The sequence below is a fragment of the Pseudomonas sp. AF03-9 genome, from assembly GCF_020515815.1.
In the GTDB taxonomy this organism is placed as follows: domain Bacteria; phylum Pseudomonadota; class Gammaproteobacteria; order Pseudomonadales; family Pseudomonadaceae; genus Aquipseudomonas.
In genome coordinates this window covers 465604-484232 of the sequence record NZ_JAHPJF010000001.1, presented here as the reverse complement: position 1 = coordinate 484232, position 18629 = coordinate 465604, and the positions used below count along the sequence as shown (strand labels likewise).

The following is an 18629-nucleotide window of genomic DNA, read 5'->3' as shown; positions in this document are numbered from 1 at the left end:
GGTGTTTTACTCGATGACCAGAATCGCGTCCATCTCAACCTGCGCACCCTTTGGCAGGGCGGCTACGCCGATGGCGGCGCGGGCTGGGTAGGGTTGTTCGAAGTATTTGCCCATGATCTCGTTGACCTTGGCGAAGTGGCTCAGGTCGGTGAGGAAGATGTTCAGCTTGACGATGTCCTTGAACGAACCGCCGGCCGCTTCAGCCACGGACTTGAGGTTTTCGAAGACCTGCACGGTCTGTGCTTCGAAGCCTTCCACCAGTTCCATGGTCTTTGGGTCCAGCGGGATCTGGCCGGACATGTAGACGGTGTTGCCCGCCTTGATGGCCTGGGAGTAAGTGCCGATGGCGGCTGGGGCCTTGTCGCTGGTGATAACAGTCTTGGTCATGAGTGACTCCTTGTAAGAGACAGGTTATGCACGCATGCGGGTGATGCGGATCACTCCGGTCAGGGCGCGCAGTTTCTTGATCACGCGGGCCAGGTGCACACGGTCGTGCACGCTGACTACCAGCTGGACCACGCTGATGCGACCATCGCGTTCGTCCATGCTGATTTTTTCGATATTGCCATCGGCCGCATTGACGCTGCTGGCCAGCAAGGCGATCAGGCCGCGCTGGTGTTCCAGTTCGACGCGCAGTTCGACGTTGAATTCGCCGGTAACATCCTTGGCCCACGACAGCTGGATGCATTTTTCCGGGTTGTGGCGGATCTCGGTGATGTTGCGGCAGTTGTCCAGGTGCACCACCATGCCTTTGCCCGCCGACAGGTGCCCGACAATCGGGTCGCCCGGGATCGGCGTGCAGCACTTGGCGTAGCTGAGCACCAGGCCTTCGGTGCCGCGAATCGCCAGCGGGCCTTCGGGGCTTGGCAGTTGTTCGCCTTCGCCAAGCAGGCGGCGGGCGACCACGTAGGCCATGCGGTTGCCCAGGCCGATGTCTTCCAGCAAGTCTTCGATGGTTTCCTGGCGGTACTCGTGGAGCATCGCCTGCACGCGTTCGGCCGGGATCTTGTCTAGGGCGCTGTCGAAACCGTTGAGCACCTTGTTCAGCAGGCGCTCGCCGAGGCTGATGGACTCGGAGCGACGTTGCAGCTTGAGGGCGTGTCGGATGTGGGTGCGCGCCTTGCCGGTGACCACGAAGTTGAGCCAGGCCGGGTTCGGGCGGGCGCCCGGTGCGCTGACGATCTCGACCGTGGAGCCGCTTTGCAGTGGCTCGGACAGCGGTGCGAGACGACGATTGATCCGACAGGCAATGCAGCTGTTGCCCACGTCGGTGTGCACGGCGTAGGCAAAGTCGACCGCCGTGGAGCCCTTGGGCAGCTCCATGATCCGGCCTTTGGGCGTGAACACGTAGACCTCGTCCGGGAACAGGTCGATCTTCACGCTTTCGATGAACTCGAGGGAGTTGCCGGCACGTTGCTGCATTTCCAGCACGCCTTTGACCCACTGGCGCGCGCGGGCATGGGTGCCCTTCGGCTGCTCGTCGCCGCTGGACTTGTACAGCCAGTGGGCGGCAATGCCGTTGTTGGCCATCTCTTCCATTTCGCGGGTGCGGATCTGGATCTCGATCGGCACGCCATGCATACCGAACAGCGTGGTATGCAACGACTGATAGCCGTTGGCCTTGGGAATCGCGATGTAGTCCTTGAAGCGGCCCGGCAGGGGCTTGTACAAATTATGTACAGCGCCCAGCACGCGGTAGCAGGTGTCGACCTTGTCGACGATGATCCGGAACGCATACACGTCCATGATCTCGTTGAAGGCCCGGCGCTTGCCGCGCATCTTCTTGTAGATGCCGTAGATGTGTTTCTGCCGGCCGCTGACTTCGCCCTCGATCTCGTCGATCGCCAGGCAATGGCTCAGGGACTCTTCGATCTTGTTGACGATTTCCTTGCGGTTGCCCCGGGCGCGCTTGACCGCCTGGTAGATGCGCGCCGAACGCATCGGGTGCATGGCCTTGAAGCCGAGGTCTTCGAATTCGATACGAATGGCGTGCATGCCCAGCCGGTTGGCGATGGGCGCGTAGATTTCCAGGGTTTCCTTGGCGATGCGCCGGCGTTTTTCGCCGGACAGCACTTCCAGCGTGCGCATGTTGTGCAGCCGGTCGGCCAGCTTGACCAGGATCACCCGGATGTCGCGGGCCATGGCCATGGCCATCTTCTGGAAGTTTTCCGCCTGGGCTTCGGCCTTGGTCTCGAAGTTCATCTGGGTCAGTTTGCTGACCCCGTCGACCAGTTCGGCCACGGTTTCGCCAAATTGTGCGCTGAGCGCTTCCTTGGCGATGCCGGTGTCTTCGATCACGTCATGCAGCATCGCGGCCATCAGGCTCTGATGGTCCATGTGCATGTCGGCAAGAATGTTTGCCACCGCAAGAGGATGGGTGACATACGCCTCGCCACTGCGGCGGCGTTGGCCGTCATGGGCTTGTTCGGCGTAGAAATACGCTCGGCGGACCAGGTTGACCTGGTCTGGGCCGAGGTAGGCCGATAAGCGATCGGCGAGGGCGTCTATGCTCGGCAAAGTGTTAACTCCTGCCGATGGCTGTGACCCCGCGCCGTGCTACGTCGACCAGGCATAGGCTTAGACGGCCTCGTTGGACTCGTCCTCGAACGCTGCAAACAGCGGTTCGTCTTCAACGATTTCAGCGTTGGCGATGAACTCGTAGCTCATCAGGCCTTCAGCGATTTCACGCAGGGCTACAACGGTAGGCTTGTCGTTTTCCCACTGGACCAGTGGCTCTTTGCCGCCAGTGGCCAGTTGACGGGCACGCTTGGTAGAGAGCATGACCAGCTCAAAGCGGTTATCCACGTGTTCTAGGCAGTCTTCAACGGTTACGCGGGCCATGGTATTCCTCGGAGCGAATGCAAGATGCGCGCTGCCCGGTTGGGCGAGCGGACTGAACAGTTTAAAAAATCACCAGCGTTTAGGGAAGCGCTGATTTTTCGCGAGCCTTCGTAAACCGCCGCAAGTGCCAATGTAAAGCCCTTGCAGCGGTTTTGGGAAGAGCCAATCAGCCGAGCAGTTCAGCCAATAATTTGCCGAAACGCTGCTGTTGACGCTTTTGCTGGAGCTGATTGGTGCGGAAAATCGCCTTCAAATCATCCAGCGCGTGGGAAAAGTCGTCGTTGATGATCAGGTAGTCGTAGTCGACGTAGTGGCTCATTTCGCTGACGGCTTCACGCATGCGGCCTTCGATGATCTCGTCGCTGTCCTGGCCGCGGTTGGTCAGGCGCTGGTGCAAGGCGTCGAGGGATGGCGGCAGGATGAAGATCGAGCGCGCCTGGGGCATCAGCTTGCGTACTTGCTCGGCGCCCTGCCAGTCGATTTCCAGGATCAGGTCGTGGCCTTCGTCCAGGGTCTGCTGCAGGTGGCTTTGCGAGGTGCCGTAGAGGTTGCCGAAGACTTCGGCGCGCTCGAGGAAGTCGCCGTGTTCGATCATCTTGACGAATTCGGTGCGCTCGACGAAGTGATAGTGCACGCCGTTGACCTCACCCGGGCGCATGGCGCGGGTGGTGTGGGAGACCGAGATGCGGATCTGCGCGTCAGCGTCGGTCAAGGCCTTGACCAGGCTGCTCTTGCCCGCGCCCGAAGGCGCGGAAATGATGTAAAGGGTGCCGGTGCTGTGGGTCATGGAAGTTGCCTTACTCAATATTCTGTACTTGTTCGCGCATCTGCTCGATCAACACTTTAAGGTTGACCGCCGCTTGTGTGCTGCGCGGATCGAACGCCTTGGAACCCAGTGTATTGGCTTCCCGGTTGAGTTCCTGCATCAGGAAGTCCAGGCGCCGACCGGCGGCGCCGGCGGACTTGAGCACGCGGCGCACTTCAAGGATGTGGGTGCTCAGGCGGTCGAGCTCTTCGGCGACGTCGCTCTTTTGCGCCAACAGCACCATTTCCTGCTCCAGGCGCGTCGGGTCGAGGTCGGCTTTCATGTCGGTGAAGCGATCGAGGACCTTCTGGCGTTGGGTCGCCAGCATCTGCGGTACCAGCTCGCGCAGGGTGACCACGTCTTCTTCGATCGACGTCAGGCGTTCGTTGATCAAACGGGCCAGTTCGGCGCCTTCACGCTCGCGGCCGGCTTTCAGTTCCTTCAAGCCCTGGTTGAACAGGGCGAGGGCTTCGGCGTTGAGGGCTTGCGGGTCGCTGGCGTCGGCCACCAGCACGCCGGGCCAGGCCAGGACTTCCAGGGGGTTCAGCGCGGCGGGTTGCTTGATCAAGCCGGCGATGGTCTCGGCGGCGGCGACCAGTTGCGCGGCGCGGTCGCGGTCTACCTGCAGCGGCTTGCCGGTGGTTTCCTCGGTAAAACGCAGGGTGCACTCCAGCTTGCCGCGGGAGATGCCCTGACGCAGTGCTTCACGGACGGCGCCTTCGAGGTCGCGGAACGATTCCGGCAGGCGCAGGTGCGGCTCCAGGTAGCGGCTGTTGACCGAGCGCAGTTCCCAGCTCAGGGTGCCTTGGACGCCGGCTTTTTCGACGCGGGCGAAGGCGGTCATGCTGTGCACCATGGAGGTACCTCGCGTTGCAGCCCGTGTACACGGGCTGATGGTTAAGAAGGCGCAGGATTGTAGCGCAGTGGGGCGAGCGCGCCCAAACAATGGGCGACGGCCCGAGCATTCGTAAGCGAATTTTTTAGGCGTGCCCCGAATCGGTTCGCGGCTCTATAATGGCCGGCAGTTTTTCGTCCTCTGTACAGGTATCCCCTATGAAACGTCCAAGTGGTCGCGTTGCCGATCAGCTCCGCTCGATCCGCATCACCCGCAACTACACCAAACACGCCGAGGGTTCTGTACTGGTCGAGTTTGGCGATACCAAGGTGATCTGCACCGTCAGCGTCGAAAACGGCGTGCCACGTTTCCTCAAAGGCCAGGGCCAGGGTTGGTTGACTGCCGAGTACGGCATGCTGCCGCGCGCCACCGGCGAGCGTAACCAGCGTGAAGCCAGCCGTGGCAAGCAAGGCGGGCGCACCCTGGAGATCCAGCGCCTGATCGGCCGTTCCCTGCGCGCGGCGCTGGACATGTCCAAGCTGGGCGATGTGACCCTGTACGTCGACTGCGACGTGATCCAGGCTGACGGCGGCACCCGCACGGCATCCATCACCGGCGCCATGGTGGCCCTGGTTGATGCACTCAAAGTGATCAAGAAGCGTGGCGGCCTGAAAGGTGGCGACCCGCTCAAGCAAATGATCGCCGCCGTATCGGTGGGCATGTACCAGGGCGAGCCTGTACTGGACCTGGACTACCTGGAAGACTCGGCTGCCGAGACCGACCTGAACGTGGTGATGACCAGCACCGGTGGTTTCATCGAAGTGCAGGGCACCGCCGAAGGCGCGCCATTCCAGCCGGCCGAGCTGAACGCCATGCTCGCCCTGGCCCAGAAGGGCATGACCGAGATCTTCGAACTGCAGAACGCCGCACTGGCTGACTGAACCCGTCTCAAGGAGAAGCGCCATGAATGACAACCAAGTGCCGGTACCTACGCCTTCCTACGAAGTGCGCCAGGGCGCGATGTTGTGCCATCTCGCGGCGTTTCTGGGGTTTATATTCCCCTTCGGCAGCGTCGTGGGGCCGCTGATCCTGTGGCAGATGAAGAAGGAATTGGACCCGTTCATTGATGATCAGGGCAAGGAGGCGCTGAATTTCCAGATCACCGTGGCCATCGCCTGGATTGTTTGCATCGTGTTGGCTTTTGCGGTCATCGGGTTTTTCCTGATGACGGCGCTGGCCATCGCCGGTGTGGCGCTGACGATCATCGGCGCGATCAAGGCCAACAAGGGCATCGCCTACCGCTATCCCTTGACCTGGCGCCTGATCAAATAATGAACGCTCACAAAAAAACCGACAGCGATGTCGGTTTTTTTGTGCCTGGAAAAAGACCTTAGATGGTCAGTGTCCAGTCGTAGTCCACGATCAGCGGCGCGTGCTGCGAGAAGCGCGGCTGGCGCGGCAAGCGTGCGCTGCGAACAAACCGGCGCAGGCCAGGGGTCAGCAACTGGTAGTCGAAACGCCAGCCCAGGTTGAGCATCTCGGCCTGTTCGTTGTCTGGCCACCAGCTGTACTGGTCGCCTTCGCGGCTGACTTCGCGCAGGGCATCGACATAACCCATGTTGCCGACAATCTCGTCCATCCAGGCCCGTTCCGGCGCCAGGAAGCCCGGGGATTGCTGGCTGTCACGCCAGTTCTTGATATCCAGCTTCTGTTGCGCCACGTACAGCGAGCCACAATAAATGTACTCGCGACGCTTGCGTCGCTGTTTATCAAGGTAACGGGCGAAATCGTCCATTAGCTTGAACTTCTGGTTCAAGTCTTCATCGCCGTTCTGCCCCGAAGGAAGCAGCAAGGTCGCGATGCTGACCTTGTCGAAATCGGCTTGCAGGTAGCGCCCGTAGCGGTCGGCTGTCTCGAAGCCGAGGCCGCTGATGACCGCCTTGGGTTGCAACCGCGAGTACAAAGCCACGCCACCTTGGGTGGGCACTTCGGCATCGCAGGCATAAAGGAAGTAGCCATCCAGTTGGAAGGCTGGGTCGTCCAGTTCAAAGGCGGAGGCGCGGGTGTCCTGCAGGCAGATGACGTCGGCATTCTGGGCTTGCAGCCAACTGAGCAAACCACGCTCGACTGCAGCCTGAATACCATTAACGTTCACACTGATGATCCGCATAAATGGCCCCAAAAATCGCGTGCGTGTATGATACACGCCGTCTACCTAATTAGCTAAATCCGTGGTATCTGAGGCTTTTTTCATGCAGGCGTATCAACGCGATTTCATTCGTTTTGCCATCGATCGCGGCGTTTTGCGCTTCGGTGAGTTCACTTTGAAGTCCGGGCGCACCAGCCCGTACTTCTTCAATGCAGGCTTGTTCAACTCGGGCTCGGCCCTGGCGCAACTGGGTCGTTTCTACGCAGCGGCCATCGTTGAAAGCGGTATTTCCTTTGATGTGCTGTTTGGCCCAGCCTACAAGGGCATTCCTTTGGCGGCCGCTACGGCCGTGGCGTTGGCGGAGCATCATGGGCAGGATCTGCCTTGGTGCTTCAACCGTAAAGAGGCCAAGGCCCACGGCGAAGGCGGCAGTCTGGTCGGGGCGCCGCTCAAGGGTGACGTGCTGATCATCGACGACGTGATCACCGCTGGCACCGCCATCCGCGAAGTGATGCAGATCATCGCTTCCCAAGACGGCGCCAAGGCCGCTGGCGTGCTGATCGCGCTGAACCGCCAGGAGCGTGGCAACGGTGAATTGTCGGCGATCCAGGAAGTGGAGCGCGATTTCGGCATTCCGGTGGTGAGCATCGTGTCGCTGAACCAGGTGCTGCAGTTCCTGGAAGATGATCCGCAGCTCAAGCAGCATTTGCCGGCGGTGCGTGCGTACCGCGAGCAGTTTGGCGTCTGACGCAGTAAGTCCTGTGGGGTGGGCTTGTGTGGGAGCGAGCTTGCTCGCGAATACGGTGTTTCAGAAACATATCTGCTGACTGACACTCCGCTTTCGCGAGCAAGCCCGCTCCCAAAAGGGGATCTCCATTGGTCTACAGGTTCAGCGCACATAAAAAAGGCCCCGCTCAATCAGATTGAGCGGGGCCTTTTGTTTGTAGCGTTTAAGGACGCTTGCGGTTACTGATCAGTGTGCCCACACCGGTATCGGTGAAGATTTCCAGGAGGATTGCATTCGGAACCCGGCCGTCGAGGATCAGCGAGCTGCCCACGCCACCTTGCACCGCTTCCAGTGCGCAACGGATCTTCGGCAGCATGCCGCCGTAGATGGTGCCATCGGCGATCAACTCGTCCACTTGTTGCGTGGTCAAGCCGGTCAGCACCTTGCCTTCCTTGTCCATCAGGCCGGCGATGTTGGTCAGCAGCATCAGCTTTTCAGCCTTCAGCGCTTCCGCCACCTTGCCTGCTACCAGGTCGGCGTTGATGTTGTAGGACTCGCCGTTGGCGCCCACGCCGATAGGCGCGATCACCGGGATAAAGTCACCCTTGACCAGCAGGTTCAGCAGGTCGGTGTTGATACCGATCACTTCGCCCACCTGGCCGATGTCGATGATTTCCGGCTGGGTCATTTCCGGCGTCTGACGGGTGACTGTCAGTTTTTTCGCGCGTATCAGTTCCGCGTCCTTGCCGGTCAGGCCAATGGCGCTGCCGCCGTGGCGGTTGATCAGGTTGACGATGTCCTTGTTCACCTGGCCACCGAGGACCATTTCCACCACATCCATGGTCTGTGCGTCAGTCACGCGCATGCCATCGATGAAATGACTCTCGATCGACAAGCGCTTGAGCAGGTCGCCGATCTGCGGGCCGCCACCGTGGACCACCACCGGGTTGATCCCCACGGCTTTCATCAGCACGATGTCACGGGCAAAGCCGGTTTTCAGCTCTTCGCTTTCCATGGCATTGCCGCCGTATTTGATCACCAGCGTCTTGCCGACGTAGCGTCGAATGTAAGGCAACGCTTCGGAAAGGACCTTGGCGGTGTTGGCAGCGGCTTCGCGTTCGAGGGTCATTCAGGGCTCCGGTGCAAAAAATCAGAACGGTAATTGGAGATCAGGGGCAACACGTTTCAACTGGGCGTGGAACACGTCCTTGATGCGCTGCAACTCAGCCTCGGTATCCGCCTCGAAACGCAGGACCAGCACCGGTGTGGTGTTGGACGCGCGAACCAGGCCCCAGCCTTTGGCGTAATCGACTCGCACACCATCAATGGTGGTCAGGTTGGCGCCTTCGCCCCATTGCGCATCGTGCAGTGCGTCAATGATGCTGAATTTGCTCTCCTCGGTCACATGGATATTGATCTCTGGCGTAGAAATATCATTCGGGAAGGTCTCAAACAGCTCTTGGGCCGTGGATTTTTCCTTGCTGAGGATCTCCAGCAGACGAGCGGCGCTGTAAATGCCGTCGTCAAAACCGAACCAGCGTTCCTTGAAGAACACGTGACCGCTCATTTCGCCGGCCAACAGGGCGCCGGTTTCTTTCATTTTCTTTTTGATCAACGAGTGGCCGGTCTTCCACATTAGCGGGCGGCCGCCATATTCCTTGATCAGCGGGGTGAGGCGGCGGGTGCACTTGACGTCGAAGATGATCTCGGCGTTGGGGTTGCGCGCCACCACGTCACGGGCGAACAGCATCAGCAGGCGGTCTGGGAACACGATCTCGCCGGTTTCGGTCACTACGCCGACGCGGTCACCGTCGCCGTCGAAGGCCAGGCCGACATCAGCCCCGGTTTCCTTGACCTTGGCGATCAGGTCCACCAGGTTTTCGGGCTTGCCCGGGTCCGGGTGGTGGTTGGGGAAGTGGCCGTCGACTTCGCAGAACAGCGGGATCACTTCACAGTTCAGCGCTTCGAGCAGTTGCGGTGCGATCACGCCGGCCGCGCCGTTGCCGCAGTCCACGACCACTTTGAGGCGGCGGGCGAGCTTGACGTCGCGGGTAATTTCATCGGCGTAGCGCGGCAGGATGTCGACCTTGGTGATGCTGCCTTTGCCGCTGCTCAGGTCGTTGGTCTTCAGGCGTGTGTGCAGGGCCTGGATCTGTTCGTTGGCCAGGGTGTCGCCAGCGATGACAATCTTGAAGCCGTTGTAGTCCGACGGGTTATGGCTGCCGGTGAGCATCACCCCGGACTTGCCGGCCAGGACGTTGGCGGCGTAGTACAGCGCCGGTGTTGGCACCAGGCCGACGTCGCTGACGTGGCAACCACTGTCGGCCAGCCCCTGGATCAGTTGCTCCACCAACTCCGGGCCAGACAGGCGGCCGTCACGGCCAACCGAGACATTGGGCTCATCCTGCGCCAGGCTTTGGGCGCCAATGGCGCGGCCGATCCAGTAGGCGGTTTCGGCGGTCAGGGTCTTGGGCACTACGCCACGAATGTCGTAGGCGCGAAAGATGCTGTCGGGGAATGTCGGGGCTACTCGGGCTGCGGTACTCATCGCGGGGGGAAACTCCATCTGAAAGGGGCAAGGCTGGCCGTAAAGCGGCTGACCGGCAGGCTCAAACTGAAGGGTATGACGGCTTTTTCGGCAGAGAGTTCGTGGTGCAAAAGTGCCATCGGAGCAGTCGCTCCGTGCTTCATCGTGCGTAATCTGTTGATTTAGCTCGTGAAATCTCGCTGATTAGGTCCGCGCATTCTTCATCCCGAAAAGCCATGCGGTGGCATCGAACCGGGCTGGGCTGCCCGGTTTGATTCAGCGTAGTCAGTGGCTGCCAGAATGGCCAAAGCCGCCTGCGCCACGTTGTGTTTCAGCAAATTCCGTAACCAGTTCGAAGTGCGCCTGCACCACCGGCACCAGCACCAGCTGCGCGATGCGCTCGCCGACGGCGATGTTGAACGCGGTCTGGCCACGGTTCCAGCACGACACCATCAACTCGCCCTGGTAGTCCGAGTCGATCAGGCCGACCAGGTTGCCCAGCACGATCCCGTGTTTATGGCCCAGGCCCGAGCGCGGCAGAACCAGCGCGGCCAGGCCCGGATCGCCGATGTAGATCGACAGGCCGGTGGGAATCAGGACGGTCTGGCCCGGTTCAAGGACGGTGTCTTCCTTGAGCATGGCGCGCAGGTCCAGGCCGGCGGAGCCTTCGGTGGCGTAGGCCGGCAGTGGGAAGTCGGTGCCGATGCGGGGGTCGAGGATCTTGGCTTGCAAAGCGTGCATGGAAATTAAACCTGGTTCAGCCGTTGGGCGATAAATGAGATCAGTTGGCGGGCAATCTTGCCTTTGCTGGTCTGGGCGAAAAGGGTGGCGTGCAGCTCGCGGTCGATCACGCTGCAGGCGTTTTCCTCACTGTTGAAGCCGATGCTCGGGTTGGCGACATCGTTGGCAACGATCAGGTCGAGGTTTTTGTCTTTCAATTTGCGCGAAGCATAGTCCAGCAGGTGCTCGGTCTCGGCGGCGAAACCAACGCTGAACGGACGGTCCGGACGGGTGGCAATGGTGGCCAGGATGTCTGGGTTGCGCACCATTTGCAGGAGCAGGCCGTCACCGCTCGTAGGGTCTTTCTTGAGCTTTTGCGGGGCGACGACTTCCGGGCGGTAATCCGCAACCGCTGCCGAGGCGATAAACAGGTCGCACGGAATCGCCGCTTCACAGGCCGCAAGCATGTCCCGTGCGCTGACGACGTCGATTCGCGTGACGCGATCGGGGGTCGGCAAATGCACCGGGCCGGTGATCAGGGTGACGCGTGCGCCTGCCTCGACCGCCGCTTCCGCCAAGGCAAAGCCCATTTTTCCTGAGCTATGGTTGGTGATGTAGCGCACCGGGTCGATGTTTTCCTGGGTCGGCCCGGCGGTGATCAGCACGTGCTTGCCGGTCAGGGCCAGGTGTTGGAAGCACTCCGCGGCGCACAACGCCAGGTCGGTGGCTTCAAGCATGCGACCCATGCCGACGTCACCGCAGGCCTGGCTGCCGGAGGCCGGGCCGAACACCTTGAGGCCACGGCTTTGCAGGAGTTGGGTGTTGGCCTGGGTGGCCGGGTCGCGCCACATGGCCTGGTTCATGGCTGGGGCGATGGCGACGGTGGCGTCGGTGGCCAGTACCAAGGTGGTCAGCAGGTCATCGGCGATGCCTTGGGCCAGGCGGGCGATCAGGTCGGCGGTGGCCGGGGCGATCAGTACCAGGTCGGCCCATTTGGCCAGCTCGATGTGGCCCATGGCGGCTTCGGCGGCCGGGTCCAGCAGGTCCAGGTGAACCGGGTGGCCGGACAGCGCCTGCATGGTCAGAGGGGTAATGAACTCACTGCCACCGCGGGTCATGACCACGCGCACTTCGGCGCCCTGGTCCAGGAGCCTGCGAACCAGTTCTGCGCTCTTGTAGGCGGCAATGCCGCCGCCGACGCCGAGAACGATGCGTTTCCGATACAGACGCTGCATTGGTTTGCCTTTCCAGTTCAGTGATGCCAGTTCAGTGACGCCTGCGATACCCCCTCCCCAGGGGAAATCACATGCAAAAAAGAGGGCTTACGATAACACAGCGTCCGCCAGGCAACAGCGGCGTGCATGCCATGGCGCTTACGAAGAGGGAGGTGGGATGAGTATTCGCGATTGGCCTGTGGCGGAGCGGCCACGGGAGAAACTGTTGGAATGGGGGGCGAAGAGCCTTTCGGATGCCGAGTTGCTGGCGATCTTCCTGCGCACGGGGGTTTCCGGCAGGAGTGCGGTGGACCTGGCGCGCCATTTGCTGACGCAATTTGGCGGTTTGCGCCCACTGTTGGAGGCCAGTCAGAGCTTGTTCAGCCAGCATCTGGGCTTGGGGCCGGCCAAGTTTGCGCAGTTGCAGGCGGTGCTCGAAATGTCCCGGCGGCACCTGGCAGAGCGTTTGCGCAGTGACTCGGTGCTGGAAAGCCCGGTAGCGGTACGTGATTACCTCAAGGCGCTATTGCGGCATGAGCCCCATGAGGTTTTCGGCTGCCTGTTTCTCGACTCGAAGCATCGGGTGCTGGGGTTCGAGGCGTTGTCCCAAGGCACTATCGACACCGCCGTGGTTTATCCGCGGCAAGTGGTCAAGCGTGCCCTGGCATACAACGCCGCGGCCTTGATCCTGTGTCACAACCACCCTTCCGGCAGCCTTGAGCCCAGTGCAGCTGATCGAAAATTGACCAAGTTGCTGCAAAAGGCCCTGGAAGTGGTGGACGTGCGGGTACTCGATCACATCATCGTGGGGGACGGGGACCCCTTGTCGATGGCGGAATACGGCTGGATATAGACCCGCCCCATGGGGGGCGGGGCGAGTGTTCAGGGCTTGACGCGGACTTTCGAAAAGTCCTGGCGGCCGAACGGGCTCACTTGATAGCCCTGGACATTCTTGCGTGCCAGGGCAAACGCGGTCGGGTGCGCCAGTGGCAGCCACAGCGCCTGTTGCTGGATCTGCGCCTGGGCCTGCTGGTACAGCTTGCTGCGCACCCCTTGCTCGTTGGTGGTCTTGCCAGCGCTTATCAGTTTGTCGAGGGCAGGGTCGCAGTAACGGGCGAAGTTGGTGCCGGATTTCACTGCGGCACAAGAGAACTGCGGGGTCAGGAAGTTATCCGGGTCGCCGTTGTCGCCGGCCCAGCCCATGAACAGCAGATCGTGCTCGCCGGCTTTGGCGCGGCGAATCAGTTCGCCCCATTCGATCACGCGGATATCGGCCTGGATACCGACCTTGGCCAGGTCGGCTTGCAGCAATTGTGCACCAAGGTTCGGGTTGGGGTTCAGCAGGCTGCCGGTGGGCCGTGTCCAGATGGTGGTCTTGAAGCCGTCCTTGAGCCCGGCGCGGTCCAGCAGGGTCCTGGCTTTGGCGAGGTCCTGTGGATAACCCGGCAGATCCTTGGCGTAGCCCCAGGTATTGGGCGGGTAAGGGCCGTTGGCGGCTTCGGCGGTGCCTTCAAACACGGCCTTGAGGTAGCTGGCCTTGTCGAAGGCGAGGTTGATGGCCTGGCGTACTTCGGGCTTGTCCAGCGGCGGGTGCTGGCTGTTGATGGCAACGAAGGCGGTCATGAAGGCCGGGGTTTTCTCGACCTTCAGCGCAGGGTCCTTTTCGGCCTCACCCACGTCCAGGGGCTTGGGCGACAGGGCGATCTGGCATTCATCACGGTGCAGTTTCTGCAGGCGTACGTTGGCATCCGGCGTGATGGCGAAGATCAAGTTATCCACAGCGGGTTTGCCGGCGAAATAATCCGGGTTGGCCTTGTAGCGCACCACGGCGTCTTTCTGGAAACGGCTGAAGATGAACGGACCGGTGCCGATGGGCTGGCTGTTGAGCTTCTCCGGCGTACCGGCCTTGAGCAGTTTGTCGGCGTATTCGGCCGGGTAGATCGAGGCAAAACCCATGCTCAGGGCGGCGAGGAAGGTGGAGTCGGCGTGGTCGAGGGTGAAGCGCACGGTGAGTGGGTCGAGGGCGTCGATCTTCTTCACCAGCGCTGGCAGTTGCAGCGATTGCGCGTGGGGGAAGCCGCTCTGGGCAATCTTGTGCCAGGGGTTGGCCGGGTCGAGCATGCGTTCGAAGCTGAAGCGCACATCTTCGGCAGTCAGGGTGCGGCTCGGGGTGAAGTATTCGGTGCGGTGGAATTTCACGTCCGGGTGCAGCTTGAAGGTGTACGTCAGGCCATCCGGCGAGACGTCCCAGCTGTCCGCCAGGCTTGGCACCAGCTTGCCGGCGGCTGCGTCATAGTCCACCAGGCGGTTCATCAGCACGTCGGCCGAGGCATTGGTGGTGGTCAATGAGTTGTACTGCACCACATCGAACCCTTCGGGGCTGGCCTCGGTGCAGACGCTCAAGTTGTTGGCGGCAGTGGCCAGCGGGGCGATAAATAGAGGGGCTAGCAATAGCGGTAGGGCAGCGAGGCGCATGTTCGGTTTCCTTTGCAGATCGAAGGCCCATCTGCGAGTGCAGTCTGGAAAAGGCCTACCGTAGAGGTCTGATTGAAAAATGACTAGTCCATTTTTGCCTGTGCTTTTGCTTCAAATGCTGTTTTCATGGCGCCTCAGCGCGTTTCGCCGAGCACTTCATCGTGCCTGCGGGCGCTGTAAATCATTCTGTGCGACGAGCGGTCGGCTGTGACAGCGGCCCCTCCTGGCAACGGTTCAGGTGTGTTTTGCCTAGATTTACACCGGTAAAAACACACGGGCTGTTGTTGCACCAGGGTCTTTCTGGTATAAAGCAGCGCTCTTTTCTAGGGGCCCGGTTCCTTCGCTTGTAGGTGTAGCCGGTAAGACCCTAAAGAAACGCGGCGCCTGGCGCCAAATGACTGAGAGATTAAGCGGCCAACCCATGCCGGGTTGGGCATGTGGTTTTAGAGGGCTGAGGCATGTCGAGAGTCTGTCAAGTTACCGGTAAGGGTCCGGTGACTGGGAATAACATTTCCCACGCAAATAACAAAACCCGTCGTCGTTTCCTGCCGAACCTGCAGCATCACCGCTTCTGGGTTGAAGAAGAGAAACGTTTTGTTCGCCTGCGTGTATCTGCCAAAGGCATGCGTATCATCGACAAGCGCGGCATCACTGTCGTGCTGGCCGAAATCCGCGCCGCTGGCAAGATCTAAGGAGCTCTATCATGCGTGAATTGATTCGAATGATCTCTAGCGCCGGTACTGGTCACTTCTACACTACCGACAAGAACAAGCGTACTACCCCGGACAAGCTCGAAAAGAAAATGTTCGACCCGCGCGTTCGCAAGCACGTGATCTACAAAGAAGGCAAAATCAAGTAATTGATTTTCCTCCTTGTGAAAAAAAGCCCGTATCTCACGATACGGGCTTTTTTTTGCGCCGGATTTGTTGATCAGGCTTTTTGTTCGAACACCACGTAGATCTTGCGGCACGGCTCCAGTACTTCCCAGGTGCCGCTGAAACCCGCGGGGATCACGAAACGATCGCCAGCACGCAAGGTCTTGGCGTTGCCGTCGGCATCACGCAGCACCGAAACACCCTGCACAATCTCGCAGTACTCATGCTCGGTGTAATTGACCTTCCACTGTCCGACTTCACCTTCCCAGACGCCGGCACTCATCTGGCCGCATGGGCTGTTGTAGTGGTTGTAGATCGTTTGCTCGGGGTCGCCCTTGAGGACTTTCTCGGCGGCGGGGCGGTAACGGTCGGCGGGGGTCTTGGCTTGGCTGAAGTCGACGATGTCCTGGATGCTCATGTGCGTGTCCCGTCTGGCCTGCGGTGGGGGAGTCCAAAGTCTATGTTTATTAAAATGAACATCGCAAGGGCGTTTGCCGCGCTTGTGTCAAATATATTGAAACATCCCCAGCCGCTGGTTTAGGGTGGCAGCTGCCTTGAGCCGAACAGCAGGCTGGCCGGGCAAGAATTCTTTGAGGCTGCCGGGGGACATCACCTGGCCCTTGTATTCAATAAGAGGAGGACACTCGCATGACCACCCTGACCCGTGCCGATTGGGAACAACGCGCCAAGGACCTGAAGATCGAAGGCCGCGCCTACATCAACGGCGAATACACCGCCGCAGCTTCCAGCGACACGTTCGAATGCATCAGCCCGGTCGATGGCCGCCTGCTGGCCAGCGTGGCCAGCTGTGACGCCACCGACGCCCAGCGCGCCGTGGAAAACGCCCGCGCCACCTTCAATTCCGGTGTCTGGTCGCGCCTGGCGCCGGCCAAGCGCAAAGCCACCATGATCCGTTTCGCCGCGTTGCTCAAGGCCAATGCCGAAGAGTTGGCGCTGCTCGAAACCCTGGACATGGGCAAGCCGATCAGTGACTCCCTGAATATCGACGTGCCCGGTGCAGCCAACGCGCTGAGCTGGAGCGGCGAGGCGATCGACAAGATCTACGACGAAGTCGCGGCCACCCCTCACGACCAATTGGGCCTGGTGACGCGCGAGCCGGTGGGCGTCGTCGCTGCCATCGTGCCGTGGAACTTCCCGCTGATGATGGCCTGCTGGAAACTCGGCCCGGCGTTGTCCACAGGTAACTCGGTGATTCTCAAACCGTCCGAAAAGTCTCCGTTGACTGCCATCCGCATCGCTGCCCTGGCCGTTGAGGCCGGTATTCCAAAAGGCGTGTTCAACGTGTTGCCAGGTTACGGCCATACCGTAGGTAACGCGCTGGCGCTGCACATGGACGTCGACACCTTGGTGTTCACGGGTTCGACCAAGATCGCCAAGCAGCTGTTGATCCGCTCCGGCGAGTCGAACATGAAGCGTGTATGGCTGGAAGCCGGCGGCAAGAGCCCGAACATCGTGTTCGCCGACGCCCCGGACCTGCAAGCCGCTGCCGAATCCGCCGCCGGCGCCATCGCCTTCAACCAGGGCGAAGTCTGCACCGCCGGTTCGCGTCTGCTCGTGGAGCGCTCCATCAAGGACAAATTCCTGCCCATGGTGATCGAGGCCCTCAAGGGCTGGAAGCCCGGCAACCCGCTGGACCCGGCGACCAACGTCGGTGCACTGGTGGACACCCAGCAGATGAACACGGTGCTGTCGTATATCGAAGCCGGTCACGCCGATGGCGCCAAGCTGGTGGCGGGCGGCAAGCGCACCCTGGAAGAAACCGGTGGCACCTATGTTGAACCGACGATTTTCGACGGTGTGACCAACGCCATGAAAATCGCCAAGGAAGAGATCTTTGGCCCAGTCCTGTCGGTGATCACCTTCGACAGTGCCGAAGAAGCGGTCGAGATCGCCAACGACACCATCTACGGCCTGGCCGCAGCAGTGTGGACGTCGGACATCTCCAAGGCGCACCTGACCGCCAAGGCGCTGCGTGCCGGTAGCGTGTGGGTCAACCAATACGATGGTGGCGACATGACCGCGCCGTTTGGTGGCTTCAAGCAATCGGGTAATGGTCGCGACAAGTCGCTGCACGCGTTCGACAAATACACCGAGCTGAAGTCGACCTGGATCAAGCTGTAACTTTCAGGGCTCACCGCAGGTAAACGTGTGGGAGCGGGCTTGCTCGCGAATACGGTGTATCAGTACCAGATGAGCTGGCTGGCCTACCGCATTCGCGAGCAAGCCCGCTCCCACAGTGTTTTGTGTGATCTCAGGAATTATCCACAGGAGCGTGGACATGCGTTGGGCGACTTATTTCGCCGTTCTGGCCTCGGTCCTCAGCGTTGGCCTGGCCCTGGGGGTCAGCATGCCGCTGGTGTCCCTGCGACTCGAAGGCTGGGGCTACGGCAGTTTTGCCATCGGGGTGATGGCGGCGATGCCAGCTTTTGGCGTGTTGCTGGGGGCGAAGCTTTCCAGTCGTTTGGCCTCGTGGCTGGGCACTGCCAATTTGATGCGCCTGTGCCTGTGGGGCGGGGCGCTGTCCATCAGTTTGCTGGCGATTTTGCCGAGCTATCCGGTGTGGCTGGTGCTGCGGCTGATGATCGGGGTGATCCTGACCATCGTGTTTATCCTCGGCGAAAGCTGGATCAACCAGTTGGTAGTGGAGCAATGGCGTGGCCGGTTGGTCGCGCTGTATGGCTGTAGCTATGCCTTGAGCCAACTGTCCGGGCCCTTGCTGCTGGGCCTGATCGGCACCGACCATGACTACGGCTTCTGGGTGGGTGTCGGCTTATTGGTGGTGGCGCCCGTGTTGTTGCTGGGACGCTCCGGTGCACCCACTGCCGAGTCGTTCAGCGTGACCTTCGCCGACCTGTGGCGCTTCTGCCTGAGCCTGCCGGCGATTGCCTGGGCGGTGGCCTTATTCGCCGCGTTCGAGGCGATGATTCTGACGCTGCTGCCGGTGTATTGCCTGCAACAGGGCTTCACTGCCGAGATCGCCTTGGCGATGGTCAGCACCGTGGTGGTGGGTGATGCGCTGCTGCAATTGCCCATCGGTGCGCTGGCTGACTACCTGCCGCGACGCACGCTGTTCCTCAGTTGTGCGGTGTTGCTGCTGGCGTCGAGCCTGGCGATTCCGCTGACCTTGCACACGTTGTTGATCTGGCCGGTGTGGGTGGTGTTCGGCGCCAGTGCCGGAGGGTTGTTCACCCTGTCGTTGATTCTGATCGGCGAGCGTTATCGCGACGATGCGCTGGTGCGCGCCAATGCCCACGTAGCGCAGTTGTGGGGGATTGGCTGCCTGATCGGGCCGTTGGTGGCGGGGGCAGGGAGCCAATGGATCAGCGGGCATGCGTTGCCGTTCCTGATGGCGGCCGGCGCGTTGGGCCTGGTGGTGTTGCTGCTGCGCCAGGGGGCGTTCGGCGCAGCGCAACCGGCCTGACCTTACCGTGCAGTCAGCT

The 18629-nt window shown here is 60.9% G+C and carries 19 protein-coding genes and 1 pseudogene; 8 read left to right on the top strand and 12 right to left on the bottom strand.

The window, feature by feature from the left end:
• Window positions 1–6 precede the first annotated feature (6 nt).
• From LIY36_RS02265 to LIY36_RS02245, 5 genes are all read right to left on the bottom strand, one after another.
• Window positions 7–387 (bottom strand): RidA family protein, encoded by a 381-nt coding sequence (locus tag LIY36_RS02265; RefSeq protein ID WP_003176922.1) that lies wholly within the window; start codon window positions 385–387, stop codon window positions 7–9.
• 24 nt (window positions 388–411) lie between these two features.
• Window positions 412–2517 carry a bifunctional GTP diphosphokinase/guanosine-3',5'-bis pyrophosphate 3'-pyrophosphohydrolase gene (gene spoT / locus LIY36_RS02260; RefSeq protein WP_056860838.1) on the bottom strand — a complete coding sequence of 702 codons (2106 nt, stop codon included), beginning with the start codon at window positions 2515–2517 and terminating at the stop codon, window positions 412–414.
• 60 nt (window positions 2518–2577) lie between these two features.
• Complete coding sequence (gene rpoZ, locus LIY36_RS02255) at window positions 2578–2841, bottom strand: DNA-directed RNA polymerase subunit omega (protein ID WP_003176920.1); 264 nt, start codon at window positions 2839–2841, stop codon at window positions 2578–2580.
• A gap of 166 nt (window positions 2842–3007) precedes the next feature.
• On the bottom strand, window positions 3008–3628 hold the full coding sequence (gene gmk, locus LIY36_RS02250; protein WP_192298013.1) for a guanylate kinase: 621 nt from the start codon (window positions 3626–3628) through the stop codon (window positions 3008–3010).
• Between the two features lie 10 nt (window positions 3629–3638).
• Window positions 3639–4502 (bottom strand): YicC/YloC family endoribonuclease, encoded by an 864-nt coding sequence (locus LIY36_RS02245; protein WP_192298012.1) that lies wholly within the window; start codon window positions 4500–4502, stop codon window positions 3639–3641.
• Between the two features lie 197 nt (window positions 4503–4699).
• Here LIY36_RS02245 and rph point away from each other — a divergent pair, with 197 nt between their 5' ends.
• Together rph and LIY36_RS02235 are read left to right on the top strand one after the other, a co-directional pair.
• Window positions 4700–5422 carry a ribonuclease PH gene (rph, locus tag LIY36_RS02240; RefSeq protein WP_017735760.1) on the top strand — a complete coding sequence of 241 codons (723 nt, stop codon included), beginning with the start codon at window positions 4700–4702 and terminating at the stop codon, window positions 5420–5422.
• A gap of 22 nt (window positions 5423–5444) precedes the next feature.
• The gene (locus LIY36_RS02235; protein ID WP_192298011.1) at window positions 5445–5813 is read left to right on the top strand and encodes a DUF4870 domain-containing protein; all 369 of its coding nucleotides are present in this window, start codon (window positions 5445–5447) and stop codon (window positions 5811–5813) included.
• Window positions 5814–5871: 58 nt separating this feature from the next.
• On the opposite strand, the gene LIY36_RS02230 is transcribed toward LIY36_RS02235, so the two are convergent.
• Window positions 5872–6651 carry an exodeoxyribonuclease III gene (locus LIY36_RS02230; RefSeq protein ID WP_003195493.1) on the bottom strand — a complete coding sequence of 260 codons (780 nt, stop codon included), beginning with the start codon at window positions 6649–6651 and terminating at the stop codon, window positions 5872–5874.
• Window positions 6652–6733: 82 nt separating this feature from the next.
• Between LIY36_RS02230 and pyrE the strand changes: the two genes are divergently transcribed.
• A complete protein-coding gene (gene pyrE, locus LIY36_RS02225; protein ID WP_028618476.1) occupies window positions 6734–7378 on the top strand; it encodes an orotate phosphoribosyltransferase in 645 nt (214 codons plus the stop codon).
• Window positions 7379–7580: 202 nt separating this feature from the next.
• Here pyrE and argB read toward each other — a convergent pair whose 3' ends face one another.
• The 4 genes and pseudogenes from argB to coaBC all read right to left on the bottom strand — a co-directional run bounded on the left by argB (window position 7581) and on the right by coaBC (window position 11839).
• Window positions 7581–8486, bottom strand: coding sequence for an acetylglutamate kinase (gene argB, locus LIY36_RS02220; protein WP_017735763.1), 906 nt, complete (start codon window positions 8484–8486; stop codon window positions 7581–7583).
• A gap of 21 nt (window positions 8487–8507) precedes the next feature.
• Window positions 8508–9923 (bottom strand): annotated as a pseudogene (locus LIY36_RS02215) (phosphomannomutase/phosphoglucomutase); the annotation flags it as partial.
• A gap of 246 nt (window positions 9924–10169) precedes the next feature.
• Entirely contained in the window at window positions 10170–10625 is a 456-nt protein-coding gene (dut, locus tag LIY36_RS02210; protein ID WP_192298009.1) for a dUTP diphosphatase, read from the bottom strand.
• A gap of 5 nt (window positions 10626–10630) precedes the next feature.
• Window positions 10631–11839: a bifunctional phosphopantothenoylcysteine decarboxylase/phosphopantothenate--cysteine ligase CoaBC gene (coaBC, locus tag LIY36_RS02205; RefSeq protein ID WP_192298008.1), complete on the bottom strand. Its 1209-nt coding sequence runs from the start codon at window positions 11837–11839 to the stop codon at window positions 10631–10633.
• A 157-nt stretch (window positions 11840–11996) separates the two neighbouring features.
• Between coaBC and radC the strand changes: the two genes are divergently transcribed.
• Complete coding sequence (radC, locus tag LIY36_RS02200; protein WP_226454682.1) at window positions 11997–12671, top strand: RadC family protein; 675 nt, start codon at window positions 11997–11999, stop codon at window positions 12669–12671.
• A 29-nt stretch (window positions 12672–12700) separates the two neighbouring features.
• Here radC and LIY36_RS02195 read toward each other — a convergent pair whose 3' ends face one another.
• A complete protein-coding gene (locus LIY36_RS02195) occupies window positions 12701–14293 on the bottom strand; it encodes an ABC transporter substrate-binding protein (RefSeq protein ID WP_226454681.1) in 1593 nt (530 codons plus the stop codon).
• Window positions 14294–14751: 458 nt separating this feature from the next.
• Between LIY36_RS02195 and rpmB the strand changes: the two genes are divergently transcribed.
• Both rpmB and rpmG read left to right on the top strand, forming a co-directional pair.
• On the top strand, window positions 14752–14985 hold the full coding sequence (gene rpmB / locus LIY36_RS02190) for a 50S ribosomal protein L28 (RefSeq protein WP_003176907.1): 234 nt from the start codon (window positions 14752–14754) through the stop codon (window positions 14983–14985).
• A gap of 11 nt (window positions 14986–14996) precedes the next feature.
• Window positions 14997–15152 carry a 50S ribosomal protein L33 gene (rpmG, locus tag LIY36_RS02185; RefSeq protein ID WP_003176906.1) on the top strand — a complete coding sequence of 52 codons (156 nt, stop codon included), beginning with the start codon at window positions 14997–14999 and terminating at the stop codon, window positions 15150–15152.
• Window positions 15153–15223: 71 nt separating this feature from the next.
• On the opposite strand, the gene LIY36_RS02180 is transcribed toward rpmG, so the two are convergent.
• Window positions 15224–15586 (bottom strand): cupin domain-containing protein, encoded by a 363-nt coding sequence (locus tag LIY36_RS02180; protein ID WP_192298005.1) that lies wholly within the window; start codon window positions 15584–15586, stop codon window positions 15224–15226.
• Window positions 15587–15816: 230 nt separating this feature from the next.
• Here LIY36_RS02180 and LIY36_RS02175 point away from each other — a divergent pair, with 230 nt between their 5' ends.
• Entirely contained in the window at window positions 15817–17310 is a 1494-nt protein-coding gene (locus LIY36_RS02175) for an aldehyde dehydrogenase (protein WP_226454680.1), read from the top strand.
• Window positions 17311–17467: 157 nt separating this feature from the next.
• Complete coding sequence (locus LIY36_RS02170; protein WP_226454679.1) at window positions 17468–18610, top strand: MFS transporter; 1143 nt, start codon at window positions 17468–17470, stop codon at window positions 18608–18610.
• Window positions 18611–18629 lie beyond the last annotated feature (19 nt).

Coding starts and splice junctions, on each gene's coding strand:
- LIY36_RS02265 (WP_003176922.1), bottom strand. CDS start 387: ATGACCAAGACTGTTATCACCAGCGACAAGGCCCCAGCCGCCATCGGC.
- rpoZ (WP_003176920.1), bottom strand. CDS start 2,841: ATGGCCCGCGTAACCGTTGAAGACTGCCTAGAACACGTGGATAACCGC.
- gmk (WP_192298013.1), bottom strand. CDS start 3,628: ATGACCCACAGCACCGGCACCCTTTACATCATTTCCGCGCCTTCGGGC.
- LIY36_RS02245 (WP_192298012.1), bottom strand. CDS start 4,502: ATGGTGCACAGCATGACCGCCTTCGCCCGCGTCGAAAAAGCCGGCGTC.
- rph (WP_017735760.1), top strand. CDS start 4,700: ATGAAACGTCCAAGTGGTCGCGTTGCCGATCAGCTCCGCTCGATCCGC.
- LIY36_RS02235 (WP_192298011.1), top strand. CDS start 5,445: ATGAATGACAACCAAGTGCCGGTACCTACGCCTTCCTACGAAGTGCGC.
- LIY36_RS02230 (WP_003195493.1), bottom strand. CDS start 6,651: ATGCGGATCATCAGTGTGAACGTTAATGGTATTCAGGCTGCAGTCGAG.
- pyrE (WP_028618476.1), top strand. CDS start 6,734: ATGCAGGCGTATCAACGCGATTTCATTCGTTTTGCCATCGATCGCGGC.
- argB (WP_017735763.1), bottom strand. CDS start 8,486: ATGACCCTCGAACGCGAAGCCGCTGCCAACACCGCCAAGGTCCTTTCC.
- dut (WP_192298009.1), bottom strand. CDS start 10,625: ATGCACGCTTTGCAAGCCAAGATCCTCGACCCCCGCATCGGCACCGAC.
- coaBC (WP_192298008.1), bottom strand. CDS start 11,839: ATGCAGCGTCTGTATCGGAAACGCATCGTTCTCGGCGTCGGCGGCGGC.
- radC (WP_226454682.1), top strand. CDS start 11,997: ATGAGTATTCGCGATTGGCCTGTGGCGGAGCGGCCACGGGAGAAACTG.
- LIY36_RS02195 (WP_226454681.1), bottom strand. CDS start 14,293: ATGCGCCTCGCTGCCCTACCGCTATTGCTAGCCCCTCTATTTATCGCC.
- rpmB (WP_003176907.1), top strand. CDS start 14,752: ATGTCGAGAGTCTGTCAAGTTACCGGTAAGGGTCCGGTGACTGGGAAT.
- rpmG (WP_003176906.1), top strand. CDS start 14,997: ATGCGTGAATTGATTCGAATGATCTCTAGCGCCGGTACTGGTCACTTC.
- LIY36_RS02180 (WP_192298005.1), bottom strand. CDS start 15,586: ATGAGCATCCAGGACATCGTCGACTTCAGCCAAGCCAAGACCCCCGCC.
- LIY36_RS02175 (WP_226454680.1), top strand. CDS start 15,817: ATGACCACCCTGACCCGTGCCGATTGGGAACAACGCGCCAAGGACCTG.
- LIY36_RS02170 (WP_226454679.1), top strand. CDS start 17,468: ATGCGTTGGGCGACTTATTTCGCCGTTCTGGCCTCGGTCCTCAGCGTT.